The organism is Leptospira andrefontaineae, assembly GCF_004770105.1.
GTDB classification, from domain to species: domain Bacteria; phylum Spirochaetota; class Leptospiria; order Leptospirales; family Leptospiraceae; genus Leptospira_B; species Leptospira_B andrefontaineae.
Map to the genome: position 1 here is coordinate 23,150 of NZ_RQEY01000005.1, position 14,908 is coordinate 38,057.

Sequence of the window (14,908 nt, forward strand, 5' to 3'; positions counted from 1 at the left end):
ACTTAGTTGGAAAAAGAACCGGAAGAGCCGGTGGATGATTCGGAACTTTTGGAAGAAGATTTATTATCTGTTACATAGAATCCGGATCCTTTAAAGATGATCCCTCCTACGCTGGAGATCAATCTATCTACTTCTCCAGTTTTGCCGCAAAGAAGACAAGTCGTGATAGGATCGTCCTTCATGGATTGAAAATGTTCGAAAGTTTGCCCGCAAGCCTTGCATCTATAATCGTAAGTAGGCACTGATTTTCCTCGCTCGATCTTATGATCAAAATAAAAACTTAAATTGGAACGCTGCCGCATTCGAATCGGACTTCTTATCCGCTTGTTGTAGGCAGAGTTTGAATAGAACTCCCTCAGTTGAGGTTAGTTCTTCTTCAGGAGAGACACCTTGTAATACGGTTTTTTCTCCTACTAATAGAGACGCTGATATTGTCCCGTTTGCAGAAAAAATTCCAAGCTGGAATCGTTTCTTTCCACCTGATCCAAGTATATACTTGTTCCTATTGATGGAAATACTCTCTCTGTCAAGATCGATTTGGTAAGCAGACTTCCACTCACCGGGTCTTCCTGAGTATAGTTTAAAAATCGGAACAGTTTCTTCTCCGCTTAAACTTGCTGTAAGAAATTCTAAGGATCTAAAAGGTTCTTCTACGATCCTGCAGATCTCTTTATATTTTCCGGTTTTAGATCTATGTATTACGATTCCGTAATCCCCATCCAAGGCTAACTTTTCAGTAGGGATATATTCGCCGTGAAATCCTGGAGGGATCTTATCTTCCGTCCAAAATGCAAAGTCCCAGGCTTGGCTTTTTTCTGATTGGGAAAATTCTACAAATGTTTCTTCGGCTTTTGCAGAAGGATACGGATCTTCCTCTAAAAAGTGAGAGAAGATCCAACCTGAGATCTGTAACTCAGGAATATATACTTGGACCCAGTTTCCTTTTCTTCCTTGGACAGTTTCGGAACGAGGGTCTTTATCTAATGCGTAAAGTAAGAGTCCTTTTTTTAAACGTGCTTTGCCGGGATTTTCAGTACCCGGGCCGGTCCTTAGATTTGTATTCTCTCCAGTGTTCTTAAATCTGGATCCGAGTAATGTAGAATCGTCTCTTACGGAAAGAAAACCTAATAGTTCAGAAAGTTTGTTCTGATCTCCGTCAGAAAGTTTAGTTTCTCTTTTCAAAACTTTTTTCAGAACAGAAGAATAAGAAGAAATTCCTAATGTGACTGGATTACTTCGGATCAGTTCTTTTAGATCTCGTAAGAATAGAATATCATCTTCCCATTCTCCTGCGATCTCTACTCTGGATAGAATTGCTTTTTGTCTCCAGTAACCGCCTGGTCTGAGTTGTAAAATAAATGGATCTTCGAATACCGGAAATTCACCTTTAGATTCTAAAGATTTTCCTGAGCCGATCCCGTTTTCTTTTTGGAGTCTTCCGGAAATTTTAGCTCTATCTTCCGGATCCTTGGTGATCAATTCTGCATTCAATCTAAGAAGAGATTGAGAGCCGTAAAAAAGATCTTCAGGAGTTGGGGCGGTTGATTTTTTTACTAAGGAGATAACCTTCTCCCATTTTTCCTTTTTATAATATTCGTAAATAGTGTCGGATGGTTTGGGCCAAAAGCGAATGGTAAGCCAAACGATTAGCCCTAATAATACGATCCCGAATATAGAAAGGAAAAATCCGCGTTTCAATGAGAACTACGAAACCTATTAATCCAAATGCGGAATAAGTTTTTCAGCATCCAGATCGAATCTTTCCAAAAGCATGTTCTTCGCTATATAGTATCTCATTAGATCTATATTAAAATTCACTTTTGCTTGAGTAAGGCTAAGCTGGTCTCTCACCAAAGTATCCAAAGCATTTTTAACCGCGACTGCATCCGCTCTTCCTTGTTGGAAGCTTCGGACCACACCGTTATAATAGTTTTGGGTCTCTTTTTCGGTGACTATTGAGTTCTTATAAATTTTATAACTGGCTTCTAAAGAATCGATCCTTCCTCTTAGATCGTCCCTTACTTCATTCTTAACTTCGGTTTCTTTTAGAGTAGCTTGGCGAACTCCGATCTCGGAGTCTCTTCTTCCTGCAGCAACTCCCTTATCGAATAATGGATAAGAGAAACTTACTTTTCCGTTGAAGTCTTTATAACGCGCAGATTGAACACCGTCAGTCGCGTCTGTATAATTTTTATCAGGGCTCGTTATTGTTTGAGCTTGAGAAGAAGCTGAACCTGAAAGTGTAAGAGAAGGTAACTGATCACTTTTTGCATTCTTTAGCATAAGCTCGGCGATTTCTTTTTCTCTGACTGCGTTTAGATAATCCGCTCTCTTTTTGTAAGCGATCTCTAGGTCTTTGTTATAGTCGGGCTTCTCGGGAATTTCTTCCATTAGGTCCGTTTCTTCAGAAAGGTCGGAATCATTCTCTAATTTTAAAGTACGAGCTAATTTCCTTTTTGCTTCGTCTTTTTGAACAACTGCAGTTTCCAATTGGCTATCTGCTTGTGCGAGTAGAGCGTTCCATTGGTTGACTTCGAATCCTTCCGAAAGTCCCAAACCTTGTTTACGTACCGTAAGATTTCTAATATTACTTACGTTCTCTTTTAATCTACGGAACGTTTTTAAGGACTGTAGTTTAACCGAATAGTCCCAGAAATCCACAAGTGATCCTACGATCGCTTCCGAGATCTGAAGAGAAACTTGGCTTTTCGCCATTTCTTTTTGGTTGTCCAGGATCTTCTCCTGGTTTCTTCCCTTGTAACCGAATGAGTTCTTTAATAAATCTTGGGAAACCGTTGCAGTGATAAATCCGGTATAAAGAGGAGGAAGTGCGAGTCCTGCGAAACTTGCAGTAAGAGGGTTACTCTTATCCTCGAAAGCGTTTGAGTCGAATCTTCTATTTCCTGCTTCTAACTTGAAGTAGGTTCCAGTCGTACGGATCGTTTTTTCAATCCCCCCTTTGATCGTATCATCGGAAGTTTTTGTTCCAGTAAATACGTTGTTCTGGTTCAAAGGAAGAACTGTTTGTCTAAAACTTCCGTCAGCTACTAATCTCCAAGAATATTGGGACTCTGCTTTCAAGTAGCTCGAATCGGTTTTTGCCAATTCGTATCTCAGGTTCTGTAGTTTGAAGTTACTATCTAAAGCTCTTTTAACTGTCTCTTCGGTAGTTAACTTCAGGACCTTTCCGGATGATTTATTCTCTTGGGAGAATACTCCGGAAAATCCCGAAAGGAGGATGAGGCTCGAAGCTAGACATACGGAGATCGTCTTCCCGCTTATTGTTTTGGTCCAAAAATTTCCATTTTCTAATTTCATAACCTTTCCTCCCGATCTAAAGTATTAGATTAACCTAATGCTTTTTTCATTTTTTCGCCGACTTCGGCGATAGATTGGCAAACCGAAATACCTGCATCCTGCATTGCTTTCATCTTAGACGAAGCTGTTCCCATTCCTCCGCTGATGATAGCACCTGCGTGTCCCATCCTTTTTCCAGGAGGTGCAGTTTGGCCTGCGATAAATCCTACTACAGGTTTTTTAACATGAGCTTTGATATAAGCAGCCGCTTCTTCTTCGGAAGTTCCGCCGATCTCTCCGATCATTACGATACCTTTCGTTTCAGGATCTTCATTCAGAAGTCTAACCGCTTCCGTATGATTCATTCCCGGAACCGGATCTCCACCGATTCCGATCACAGTGGATTGACCCAAACCATGTTGTGTTAACTGCGCAACTGATTCGTAAGTTAAGGTTCCAGAACGAGAAACGATCCCTACATTTCCTGCTTGGTGGATAAAACCAGGCATAATCCCCATTTTCACTTTGTATTTAGGAGAGATCACGCCAGGGCAGTTTGGTCCAACCAATCTGGTTTTGGAATTACGAAGTGCGCTATAAACCTTGAGCATATCGTGTGTTGGAATTCCTTCAGTGATACAAACCACAAGAGGAATTTCATTGAAGATACCTTCTAAGATCGCATCCGCTGCGAATGGAGGTGGAACGAAAATGATAGAAGCATTTGCTCCTTCTTTAACGATCGCATCTTTTAAGCTATTGAATACAGGAACATTTTTACCGGCGAGCTCAACATTCTGCCCACCTTTTCCAGGAGTTACTCCTCCAACAACGCTAGTTCCGTATTCTATCATTTGAGTCGCGTGGAAAGAACCTTCTTTACCGGTGATCCCTTGTACTACGACTCTTGTATTGCTATCTACTAATACTGCCATGTTATATTAAGTTAACCTTATGTGATTTATTTAATGGCATCTGCCACTTTTTTAGCCGCGGTGCGAAGATCCTCTTCTCCGATGATGTTTAGACCGGATTCGTTCAGGATTTTTTTACCCTCTTCCGCGTTGGTTCCTTTCAAACGAACTACTAATGGAACATTGATGTTCACAGCCTTAGCAGCTTCGATGATCCCCAGAGCAACTCGGTCACAACGAACGATCCCTCCGAAGATATTGATGAAGATCCCTTTAACGTTCGGATCTCCTAGAATAAGTTTGAATCCGTTTGTAACAGTGGTAACATTCGCTCCACCGCCCACATCTAGGAAGTTTGCAGGTTCAGCACCGGCAAGTTTAACGATGTCCATGGTTGCCATTGCAAGACCTGCACCGTTAACCATACATCCGATGTTACCATCTAACTTAACATAGTTGATATTGTATTCGCTGGCTTGGACTTCCAAAGGATCTTCTTCGGAAATATCTCTGAAGGCAGCGTTCTCAGGATGACGATACAGAGCGTTTTCATCTAAGTCGATCTTACAGTCGCCTGCAATGATCTCGTTTTCTTTAGTAAGGATCAAAGGATTGATCTCTAACAAAGATGCATCTTCTTTGATATAAGCATTGTAAACGGAAGTTAGAAGAGCTTTGAAAGATTTATGGGATTCTGCAGGAAGTCCAAGATCAAAAGCAAGTTGAGAAGCTTGGTTTGGTTGTAATCCGATACCTGGATCTACAGCGATCTTCAGGATTTTTTCAGGATGAGTTTCCGCAACTTCTTCAATCTCCATACCACCTTCAGTGGAAGCCATGATGATTGTTTTGCGGATCGCGCGATCTAATAATACGCTTAAATAAAATTCCTTCGCGATATTGATCCCTTGCTCGAGATAAACTTTTAGAACTTTTTTACCTTCAGGTCCAGTTTGAGGAGTGATAAGTTGCATGCCTAGGATCTTATCGATAGCGGCTAATGCGTCTTCTTTAGTTTTGGTAACTTTAACTCCGCCGCCTTTTCCTCTACCGCCAGCGTGGATTTGGGCTTTTACGACTACAACAGATGCTCCCGTTTTGGAAGAAACTTCTTCGTGGGCTTTTGCACCGTCTTCTTTTTTATCAATTACTACGCCGAAAGGAACTTTGGCGTTATGGCGTCTCAGGATTTCCTTGGCCTGGTACTCGTGAATTTTCATGAATCAACCTTGTTTTTTTGGATGTGAGTTCAGTTTGGAATGCTTTTTCTAAGGATTTTACCTGGAAGAATCCTGTCCATCCCCTTTCGGTAGGAGTTCCAACAAGAGTCTTTAAATGCATGGATAAACCTTAGTTCAATTATGAATTTGGCCGCTTCCCGCTTGGGCGGGACCGGGCTGCTACGGGCTCGGGCATTCGCCCTCGTCACTTCGTGACTAAAGCCCTTCGCATCCCTAGCGGTGAAATCTTCGGTAACTTCATGCCTTTGTCTTTGAGCCGAAATCTATCTAGTTTTTATTTCACGCGAAGTCGCAAAGAGTAGAAGGTCCTGGGTTTCTCTTGAGGAGTTCCTTCACCCGGAAGAGAAAAGGGTCGAGACATTTCCGTGACAATACTTTGGAAACTGAACCAATATATTTTCCGTTATTACGTTATATTTTCTGTTATATTGTATATTTGGACTGATTTTTGGAAAGGTTCTAAGCAGAAAAGGCTAACTCGTGGTTTGCACGTTAGGAGAAATATAAATGAAGGTGATCTATATTGGGCTGGTAAGCCTTGTTTTGGGGGCGTTTGTCTCCTGTGATTCAGGGGGTGGAGATTCTAATTCTGCTCTAGCGGTATTGGCCGGTTTTGAAAATTCGATTCCAGTCAGTTCTGCGGCGGATTTAACAAATGAGTCTGCGGCTTCTTATGATGATAATGAATGGGGTCTTGTAACTGCTTCTCGTTTGGAATCTTGGGTAAGCGATTGGCAAAACCAAAAGCCATCTCATATCAGCGGAAAGCTTGTGATCTTGCAGAGTAGCCTAGCGAATAATTTTTCCGGGGATACAAGTGGAAGATCTTATATCAAGTCCGACAATGCGAATGGAGTGTATGTGTATCATCTGGATGATTTCCAGGCCGGATTTCGTTTTAATCAGCAAAGAAACACAGGTTTAATTAAGAACTCTGTCCGTTATCAAGCGGATGGCGCAACCGTTGACCAATGGTTACAGGTTTATGGGATCAATTTAAATACGGACCTAGTAGTTTTCGCAGTCGGATCCGCAAATAATAACGGTACTGCTTATACGAACGGAAGCCAAACCCAAGATGTTACCAGAGGAATTTACTGGTTAAGATATTGGGGAGCTGATATCAAACATCTTGCGATCTTAAACGGAGATATCAGGACCAATTTTACGAATGCCACTTATCTTTCTGCAACGAAAGATACAGCTCCGAATACAAACGGTGGTTTTAGTGTGAAACAATTGAAGGTTGATAATACCATCATCACTTTAACACTCGAAGACATCATTAAGATCGTGAAAAATAACGGTACTGCTTCTATCAGCGGGCTCACAGGAACTCAGATCATAGTGGATGCAAGACCTACGGCGCAGTTTGACCAAACAGTTGGAATTACAAACTCAGGAGCAAATCATATCACAACTGCCTGGAATGATTCAGGTGCGCCAGCTGCAGGTGTGAGCGGGACTCCTAAAAAGTACGTTCTGTTTGAAACTAGGATCAAAGGAGCAAAAACATTTCCTTGGGCTTCTTTATTGGATACTTCCGCTACCGGTTATAGATTCAAGGATAAGGTAACTCTTGCCGGCATTTTTGCGAATACGGGAACAGGTGGAGCCGGTTATACTGCGGGATCTACGATTGTTTCTCAATGTAGAACAAATTTTGAAGCACAGGTGAATGGATTTGTTTCTCAGAATATATTAGGATATCCTACTGTATTCTATGATGGTTCTTTAGTGGAATGGACTTCTCTTGTTGCGGAATATCCGGATTCTACGGAAGGAACTAGTTTTAATAAACTTTCTTTAACTTCTCCTTTCAGAACGGATACTGCTGATCTAAGTTATGCTCCTGCAGGGATCATTAACTATAATTCACATTCCTCCGGTGGAACTGGAAGCCCATATGTCACTGTGGCTCAAGCGGATATCGATCCTACTTCGACCACGACTCGTAAGGCTCAATTACAAGATAAGGCTTATAAGTATTAATCTTAAAAATTTTGGCTTCGAGAAAAGAAAAGGCTCCAATATGGAGCCTTTTTGCGATTTAAATATTAATAATATTTAAATTAAGAAGATTTATCTTATAGTGAAGAAAGGATCGCTAGATCCAAAGAGTAAGCTCCTCCGCCTACGATTGCTAATGCAATTGCAAGTCCGATTGCCAATACTTGGAATTCGTAACCTTCTCCTTTTTGAGCTCCGAACCAGTTCATGAAAAATCCGTGCTCTCTATGAACGAGTAGGGCCGCTCCAAGCATAATGAGTCCGATTGAAATTGCGGAGAAGCGGGTAAGTAATCCGAGAACTAAAGCCACTGAACCGAATGATTCACCAATGATAACTAAGAATGCGATGATCCCGGGAAGTCCGGCAGTTTGAGTAAAATAACCGTAGGTTCCTTTGAATCCGTAACCGCCGAACCAACCCAGTAATTTTTGAGCACCATGTGGGAAGATTACGATCCCTAGGGTCAATCTTAAGACCAGAGGAACGATATCGTTGCTGGTTGCTAATAGAGTTTCTAACATTTTGAATACTTCCTTCTATTAATTTAGGAATTAATAGTTTATTATTAAAGTATATTACTTTGAATATGAAGTATTTCTTACAAGTTTTTTTCACCAGGGTCGGCCAAAAATCGGAAAATTTTTCAGGTAGGAACTCCCGCTCCCGAATTTGCCTCCAATAAGCGGTCAGAAATCGCCAATTTAGCACAAAATTTTCGACTTTTAGATAGGATCAATATATGATTCAATGGCCCAGTTTATTCACCTAAATTTTCGGTAAAATTCAATATAACAGAATTAAATCTGTTATTTGTGAGAGTTTGATTCGGGATGGTCCTAAAGATCTTTTAGCGAATTCAAAAAAAGATCAGGAGAGAAGATGTCGGAAGTATTCCATTGGATAATCTCTGTATTATTTTTAGGATTTATTCTCGGATTTCCATGGCTTGCAGGAAGTCTTTCTAAGAAGCATAAGTGGCTTGGGTTTTTAGGTCCTGTCGTTCTATGCTACGCTTCGGGGATCATTTTGGGGAACTTGATCCCAACTGAGTTTTTACCTAAGAAAATCGCAGAAACAATTTCCGAAATTTCTATTCCGATAGCGATCCCTTTATTACTGGCTTCTTCTGATTTTGGACGAGGTATCAAAGAGGCAAGGCTTGCATTGTTTTCCTTCTTTCTATCCTGTATTGCTGTAGCTATCTCATCTGTTTCCGTTGGATTTTTCTTAAGTTCCTTGCATCCAGAATCTTCTAAAATAGGTGGAATGCTTGCAGGTTTGTATACGGGAGGAACTCCGAATTCAAATGCAATCGGCTTGGCTTTGGATACTGGAAAGGCAACAATTGCACTCGTAAACACTGTAGATCTTTTAATTGGTGGAACTTATCTTTTATTTCTACTAAGTTTTTCCAAAAAAGTATATTCGATTTTTCTAAAGCCGGAGATAGCAAGCGGAGAAGAAGGAGAAGTTATTTCGGAAGTCCAAGTTTCTCCAAAAAATCCTGTTATACGCTTATTGATAGGAGTTTTTCTTTCCATTTTGGGACTTGCTGCTTCTCTTGGAGTTTCCCAAGTGATTTTAGGAACTTCTTCTGCACCTTTGATCTTACTCGGCATCACTACCTGGGGAATCGGGATCTCATTTTCTAAAAAAGTAAGAAGATTGAATACTTATCCGGTTGGGTATTATTTTATTCTAATATTCTCTGTAGCCATAGGTTTCCTGGCAGATTTTGGAAGTTTAGTTAAGGGTGCTTCCGGTGTTCTTTTAATCGTGCTTGCAACCATGTCGATTGCGATCCTTCTTCATTTACTTTTTGGGATCTTATTTAGAATCCCTGTGGATACTTGGATTATCACTTCTGTTTCCAGTATTTATGGCCCTGCGTTTGTGCCCTCTGTTGCGGCCGCAATAGGGAATAGAGGTGTGTTGATCTTGGGAATTTTAACTGGGCTCGTCGGTTATGCTGTCGGGAATTATTTAGGTTTGGCAGTGTATTGGTTCTTGGCGAGATAGGAAAAAGAAAGCTTGCGTTGGATAATTTTCATGATTCTCTTTCCGGATGATTTCACGTTTCAACAGGTTCATAGATTGGGTACAATTAATCGGAATCACTCAAGGTCTCAATGACCAAGAGATACGCGCCATTCGTACCACTGGATCCACACAGTTCATAATATTTATAATCCCAGCTTTTCTAGCGATACCAATTTATTTCACTGAGCCCCCTGAAACACATTTATATTCCTATTCCATGCTCACCATCTTCCTGATTGCTCTTGGAGTTGCGCGGTACTTACTTACTAAGCGGAGACAAACAGCTGCAGCAGTTATGACACTTGTTGCTCTGAATTTCGAATTTACAGTTCTCACAGTAGCACAAGCGGATGACCCAGCACCGCTGGGATTTTTGGTCAGTTCTATTTTGCCGTTCCTGATGATTTTGCGAACTCGGACGAAAACTCTTTGGAGCCTTGTAATTCTTCCGGTCTTTTTTTTCTTAGCCTCTCAATATTATTATAGGGTATTTGGCGGGTCGGCGATATTCGGTCCTCCTAGATGGATTGTGCCTGCAGATTATCTGATGCCTCCTCTTGTTCTTTTGGTAATAGCTATGATTTCTATTATTTATCAGTTCGTAAAGGCGGTCAACAAAGCTGAGGACAAACTGTCTCAAGAACACGCTCAGTCTGAGAAACTTCTGCTTAATATTTTGCCGAGAGAAGTTGCAGATGAATTGAAGCAGAATGGGATCAGTAAACCTCGTCATTTTCCCTCCGCTACGGTTTGTTTCACTGATTTTGAAGGATTTACGAAAATTTCCGAATCCCTAGGGCCTAGCGAACTGGTCGCGGAGTTAGATCGATGCTTTTCCTATTTCGATAGTTTAATGGATCGATACAAGCTCGAGAAACTCAAGACCATCGGAGATAGTTATATGTTTGTGGGAGGAATTCCAAATAGCAGCTCTACTCATGCTGTGGACTGTGTTCTTGCAGCTCTCGAGATCCAAGCATTTATGAATCAAATGAAGGAAATTAAAACATCTCAGAATCTTCCATACTGGCAGCTTCGATTGGGAATTCATTCAGGAGACTTGGTGGCAGGAGTCATAGGCGAGAAGAAGTTTGCTTATGATGTTTGGAGTGATACTGTAAATACGGCGAGCAGATGTGAATCTTCGGGTGCCACAGGTAAAATCAATATTTCAGGTGCAACTTATGCGCTCGTCAAAGATTTCTTTGATTGCGAGTATCGTGGCCAAATTGCTGCAAAGCATAAGGGTAATATTGATATGTATTTTGTTCAAGGACTCTTGCCTGAATTGCATAGGGCAGGGGAGCCAAGGGTCCCAAACTCCGAATTCGAAAAACGTTACGCGGCTTTGCTATCGGGCGCAGAAAAGGCTGAAGTCGGAAATGCCGGCTAATGGGAATTTGGTTCAATTTGTTGGAATTTCAACAAGCAGGATTTATTTAAAGATTTTTTAATATTTCTCGGATCAGTTCTCCTGTATCCGTAAAACTTTGTTTTTTTAGGACCTTCTCCACTTCTTTGAGAGCTGATTTATCTTCAAATCCTAATTGAACAAGCGCTTGGACTGCAGTTTCTTTGAAACGATCTTCTGGTGAAGGAAGTCTTTCTTTGGAAGTTTCCGGGATCGATGGATCCTCCGAGCCTGCTTCTAAAAACAATTCCAGTTTTTTAAGATTTTGTTTTACTTCGAAAAATATTTTTTCAGATGTTTTGGCTCTGACTTTGGGAATTTTTTCCAAGTCTTTTGCTTCTCCCGAAGAAGCGATCTTATGTAATTCCCAGGGACTGAAGAAAGAAAGTACTTTGAGTGCAGTCATTTCTCCTATCCCATGTAGGCCCTTCATTACTTTGAAAAATTCTTTATCTCTTTCGTGTAGGAATCCAAAAAGTTTTTGGCCTCTTTCAGTAATGGAATGATGGATATGTAGCCTTACTTCTTTTGCAGAAGTTTGGAATTCTTTCAATTCCCAATAGGTCTTGAATGAGATTACGATTTCGTAAGTTACTCCGTGAACATCTAAGTTCACGGTACCTACTTCCAGTTTTCGGATGGAACCTTGTAGTCCGGAGATCATGTCGGGAAAGTTTAAAAAGTGATGCCTGCGGAGGCAATCATTTCCACAAATCCGAAGTTTTGAGTGGCTCTATCTTTAGATTTACCGTTTGTATAGATGCTTGTTAGATCTATATATCCACCTTTTGCTCCGAATTCAAAGAAGAAGGATTTGAATAAATCGATCCTAACTGCTGAATATCCGGAGACTCCGTATCCAGAAAGGTGGAATCTATTATTATGGCCTTCTCCGAAAAGTCTCACATCACTTCTGCAAACAACAGGTCCAGCTCCGACGGAACCTACTAAACTAAATGCATTCTCTCCATTTGGAGAAACCCAGAGGGGCGCTACGTAACCGAGATCAACAAATAGATAATTGAGTCCGTCAGTATGTTCGAATTTCAAGAAATCCGGAGAAATATTGACCGTCTCTCCTCCATGATATCCCGCGAATTGATTTATATTATTCGGAAATAATAATGCATAAGGAGCAGACTCGAAAGAAGTATGAAGCCTTGCCCATTCTATCGCATTAGGATCTATATATCCGCTGATGCTTGCTGCCTGCCCTCTGGACATTACATATTTCATATGATCTTGCCCAAATGCGATGAACAGATTGTCAGTGAGATAGTATGTAAGTTTGAAATTATACTGAGGGATTTCCCAGAGAGAAGGATTCAAATATACATCCGTAGAGAATCTTTCCGGTTTGTCCCTAGCAACCACATCCTTTAATGTAAAAGAATATCCAGGCCCTTTGAAGTTGATATCACTTTGGGTATAAGAATCTCTATTATATCCCCATTGGAAGGACCAGCGACCTTTTCTTTGGTCAACTCTCCTTTCTTCTTTTTTAACCTGTTCAGGCTGAGCAGTCCCTTTTGCCTGTGCAAGTTGTAATGGAGTAAGTTTTTCTTCTCCTCCTACGGCAAATAGGGAAGTGGAGAAGGTCAGTAGTATTAAGATAATATAATGGACGAAAGATGACGATTTAGTTTCGGATCTCATTTTGGACGGAAGCCTCCAGGACACAGTTCTATGCCAGAATTCAGGAATAGTTCCGGGAGGCACCTTTTTTTCTTAAGATAGAAATTTCCAAATCATTCCAAGTCTATCCCGCTTCCGATAGTCCACGGTACAATTTTGACCCCATCCTTAGTTCCCCAGGAAATTCCGTCGGATGGAGGATTGATCCCTTTTGTATCTGGAGAATTAGGGAAGGATAATCTTTGTTTGAGGTCCAACACAGGTTCCTTAGGTAGATCATCTCCTAAAGGGAATGTCCCCCAATGGATAGGAGCGAATGATTTTGCATTTAGGTCCTTAGTCGCCATCAAAGCTTCCTCGGGTCCGATATGCGCATATTTCATAAACCATCTAGGCTTATAAGCTCCGATAGGAAGAAGTGCAAGATCGACAGGTTTTCCTAAACGTTCCGAGATATTTTTGAAATGTGAAGAATATCCGGTATCCCCCGCAAAGTAGATGATCTTTCCCTGAGCTTCTAAGGAATAACTTCCCCAGAAGTATTGGTTCGTATCTGAGATTCCCATTCTGCTCCAATGATGCGCAGGAAGGAATGTGATCTTTACGGATTCTTTAGTGGTAACTTGGTCCAACTCTTGGGAAACTGTAGATCCTAAATTTTCTTCTTCCGAAAATGATTTCATTCCGGAGGGAAGAAGTATCTGCAAGTTCGGATTTTTACTTCTCAAGTAGCGTAATGTATCTCGGTCCAAATGGTCTCTATGAGCATGACTTACTACTACAAAGTCCACCGGAGGAAGATCCTCTTTTGGAATTGGAAGTTTGACTAGTCTTGTGACCAGAATAGGAGCCTCAAAGATAGGATCTGTTAGAACGTTTACCGTTTTTCCATTTTTTGTAGAAGAGATCCAAACTGTGGCATGTCCGAACCATACCACTCTTACTTTTCCCTCCGGAGCGACTAGGTCTTTAGAGTTTCTTTCCAATACTGTAGGAAGTTCTTCGGTGAGACCTTCTACTGCAGGCGGATCTTTAGGTCCCCAGAGCTTCCAACGTAATATGGCCAAGGGGGACTTTCCCTGTAATTCTTCATCCGGATCTAAATTATGATATCTACCTTCTTTATAACTGGGGGACTTTACCCTCTCTGGATCCAATGGAAAACAATAGAAAAATGAAATTGCGAGTAAGAGAGTCGCGGAATGGAATATTAAACTCATATTGTTGTTTTGGACCTCTTGTAACATTTTTGGAGCCGAATTTTTTCTAAAAGAATAGAACCTATTCAATTTATTTCTATTCTTCGGAACCGCATAAGATCGAACCATTTTTTTTTCAAACCGACCGATGTCGCCAGGCCTCAGTTCAGCAGGTTGCTTGCAGAAAATTCGGCTCTAATCCGTTCTATCCTAAATGGAAGCTTCTATACAGATCAGGGACCTACCATTTGCGAAAAATAGAATACTTTCGCTTACGGTCCTATTTTTATTTATCAGCTTCCATTTTTTGTTACCAGTGGGTCTATTATTAAGTAGTTTTCCCAATTGGGCAGCTTGGGTTTTTGCCGCAGCTTTGGGGCCGGTGTCTTATACTTTTTGGAATTTGATCCATGAAAGTATTCATGGGAACTTTTCGAACGAAAGAAAGCAGAATCATTTTTGGGGAAGATTTCTTTGTATCGTGTTCGGGGCTCCATATTCGGTTCTGAAATGTAGTCATCTGATGCATCATAAGTTCAACAGAGAACCTGGTGATCGGATCGAATTTTATGATCCAAATTCTCGAAAGCCTAGATGGTTTCAGAGTTTGAATTATTATTTCAGAATTACTGTGGCGACTTACATTTTTGAAGTAGGTTCAGGGCTTTTACTTTCTCTGCCTTCTCGTTGGACAAGGCAGACAGTGGATCGATTCATCGAGTATCCTATTGAGGAAGGTTTTTTTAAATGGATCTATCGTCCTGAAATTTTGGAAGAATTAAGAAAGGATATATTATGGATTTTGATCTTCTATATTCCTTCTTTTTGGTTGTTCGGAAGTAATTGGCCTTTGTTGGTATTCCTACTTTTAAGCAGGTCCTTTTTTATATCATTTTTCGATAATGCGTATCATTACGGGAAAGAAATTAATGATAAAAATTCGGCCTTTAATTTAACTCTACCGAAAACGGTAAGTGCGTTTTTTTTACATTTTAATTATCATAGGATTCATCATAGATTCCCGGGTTGTTCTTGGGATCGATTACCGAAACAAATGGAGGTTTGCGGAGAAACCTGGGACAAAAGTTTTATTAAACAAGCATGGAGCCAATGGGGCGGGCTCTTAGAACCTTTGGATGGAAAAATTTCTAAATAAAA

13 protein-coding genes are annotated in these 14,908 nt (G+C 40.7%); 4 read left to right on the top strand and 9 right to left on the bottom strand.

Annotated features, from left to right (window positions below; translation table 11 throughout):
• Positions 1-2 precede the first annotated feature (2 nt).
• From EHO65_RS01935 to sucC, 5 genes are read right to left on the bottom strand one after another with little or no spacing between them, the layout of a single operon-like run.
• Positions 3-242: an FmdB family zinc ribbon protein gene (locus EHO65_RS01935; RefSeq protein WP_135772966.1), complete on the bottom strand. Its 240-nt coding sequence runs from the start codon at positions 240-242 to the stop codon at positions 3-5.
• Between the two features lie 25 nt (positions 243-267).
• Positions 268-1,698: an SH3 domain-containing protein gene (locus EHO65_RS01940; RefSeq protein WP_135772541.1), complete on the bottom strand. Its 1,431-nt coding sequence runs from the start codon at positions 1,696-1,698 to the stop codon at positions 268-270.
• A gap of 18 nt (positions 1,699-1,716) precedes the next feature.
• A complete protein-coding gene (locus tag EHO65_RS01945) occupies positions 1,717-3,318 on the bottom strand; it encodes a TolC family protein (protein ID WP_135772542.1) in 1,602 nt (533 codons plus the stop codon).
• Between the two features lie 29 nt (positions 3,319-3,347).
• Entirely contained in the window at positions 3,348-4,232 is an 885-nt protein-coding gene (gene sucD, locus EHO65_RS01950) for a succinate--CoA ligase subunit alpha (RefSeq protein WP_100724292.1), read from the bottom strand.
• 26 nt (positions 4,233-4,258) lie between these two features.
• On the bottom strand, positions 4,259-5,431 hold the full coding sequence (gene sucC / locus EHO65_RS01955) for an ADP-forming succinate--CoA ligase subunit beta (protein WP_135758173.1): 1,173 nt from the start codon (positions 5,429-5,431) through the stop codon (positions 4,259-4,261).
• A gap of 528 nt (positions 5,432-5,959) precedes the next feature.
• Here sucC and EHO65_RS01965 point away from each other — a divergent pair.
• Complete coding sequence (locus EHO65_RS01965; protein ID WP_135772543.1) at positions 5,960-7,444, top strand: sulfurtransferase; 1,485 nt, start codon at positions 5,960-5,962, stop codon at positions 7,442-7,444.
• 95 nt (positions 7,445-7,539) lie between these two features.
• Here the strand turns inward: EHO65_RS01965 and EHO65_RS01970 are convergent, their stop codons facing one another.
• Entirely contained in the window at positions 7,540-7,986 is a 447-nt protein-coding gene (locus EHO65_RS01970) for a DoxX family protein (protein WP_135772544.1), read from the bottom strand.
• A gap of 358 nt (positions 7,987-8,344) precedes the next feature.
• Here EHO65_RS01970 and EHO65_RS01975 point away from each other — a divergent pair, with 358 nt between their 5' ends.
• Positions 8,345-9,484: a DUF819 family protein gene (locus EHO65_RS01975; protein ID WP_135772545.1), complete on the top strand. Its 1,140-nt coding sequence runs from the start codon at positions 8,345-8,347 to the stop codon at positions 9,482-9,484.
• 46 nt (positions 9,485-9,530) lie between these two features.
• A complete protein-coding gene (locus EHO65_RS01980) occupies positions 9,531-10,898 on the top strand; it encodes an adenylate/guanylate cyclase domain-containing protein (RefSeq protein ID WP_135772546.1) in 1,368 nt (455 codons plus the stop codon).
• Positions 10,899-10,944: 46 nt separating this feature from the next.
• On the opposite strand, the gene ruvA is transcribed toward EHO65_RS01980, so the two are convergent.
• The 3 genes from ruvA to EHO65_RS01995 form a co-directional block, all read right to left on the bottom strand.
• Positions 10,945-11,580: a Holliday junction branch migration protein RuvA gene (ruvA, locus tag EHO65_RS01985; RefSeq protein ID WP_135772547.1), complete on the bottom strand. Its 636-nt coding sequence runs from the start codon at positions 11,578-11,580 to the stop codon at positions 10,945-10,947.
• 11 nt (positions 11,581-11,591) lie between these two features.
• A complete protein-coding gene (locus EHO65_RS01990; protein WP_135772548.1) occupies positions 11,592-12,572 on the bottom strand; it encodes a hypothetical protein in 981 nt (326 codons plus the stop codon).
• A 92-nt stretch (positions 12,573-12,664) separates the two neighbouring features.
• The gene (locus EHO65_RS01995) at positions 12,665-13,798 is read right to left on the bottom strand and encodes an MBL fold metallo-hydrolase (protein ID WP_135772549.1); all 1,134 of its coding nucleotides are present in this window, start codon (positions 13,796-13,798) and stop codon (positions 12,665-12,667) included.
• 166 nt (positions 13,799-13,964) lie between these two features.
• Between EHO65_RS01995 and EHO65_RS02000 the strand changes: the two genes are divergently transcribed.
• Positions 13,965-14,906 carry a fatty acid desaturase family protein gene (locus tag EHO65_RS02000; protein WP_135772550.1) on the top strand — a complete coding sequence of 314 codons (942 nt, stop codon included), beginning with the start codon at positions 13,965-13,967 and terminating at the stop codon, positions 14,904-14,906.
• The last annotated feature ends 2 nt before the right edge of the window (positions 14,907-14,908 follow it).

Excerpts from the sequence above, each read along its gene's own strand:
- EHO65_RS01945 (WP_135772542.1), bottom strand. The coding sequence starts at position 3,318 with ATGAAATTAGAAAATGGAAATTTTTGGACCAAAACAATAAGCGGGAAG.
- sucD (WP_100724292.1), bottom strand. The coding sequence starts at position 4,232 with ATGGCAGTATTAGTAGATAGCAATACAAGAGTCGTAGTACAAGGGATC.
- sucC (WP_135758173.1), bottom strand. The coding sequence starts at position 5,431 with ATGAAAATTCACGAGTACCAGGCCAAGGAAATCCTGAGACGCCATAAC.
- EHO65_RS01965 (WP_135772543.1), top strand. The coding sequence starts at position 5,960 with ATGAAGGTGATCTATATTGGGCTGGTAAGCCTTGTTTTGGGGGCGTTT.
- EHO65_RS01970 (WP_135772544.1), bottom strand. The coding sequence starts at position 7,986 with ATGTTAGAAACTCTATTAGCAACCAGCAACGATATCGTTCCTCTGGTC.
- EHO65_RS01975 (WP_135772545.1), top strand. The coding sequence starts at position 8,345 with ATGTCGGAAGTATTCCATTGGATAATCTCTGTATTATTTTTAGGATTT.
- EHO65_RS01980 (WP_135772546.1), top strand. The coding sequence starts at position 9,531 with ATGATTTCACGTTTCAACAGGTTCATAGATTGGGTACAATTAATCGGA.
- ruvA (WP_135772547.1), bottom strand. The coding sequence starts at position 11,580 with ATGATCTCCGGACTACAAGGTTCCATCCGAAAACTGGAAGTAGGTACC.
- EHO65_RS01990 (WP_135772548.1), bottom strand. The coding sequence starts at position 12,572 with ATGAGATCCGAAACTAAATCGTCATCTTTCGTCCATTATATTATCTTA.
- EHO65_RS01995 (WP_135772549.1), bottom strand. The coding sequence starts at position 13,798 with ATGTTACAAGAGGTCCAAAACAACAATATGAGTTTAATATTCCATTCC.
- EHO65_RS02000 (WP_135772550.1), top strand. The coding sequence starts at position 13,965 with ATGGAAGCTTCTATACAGATCAGGGACCTACCATTTGCGAAAAATAGA.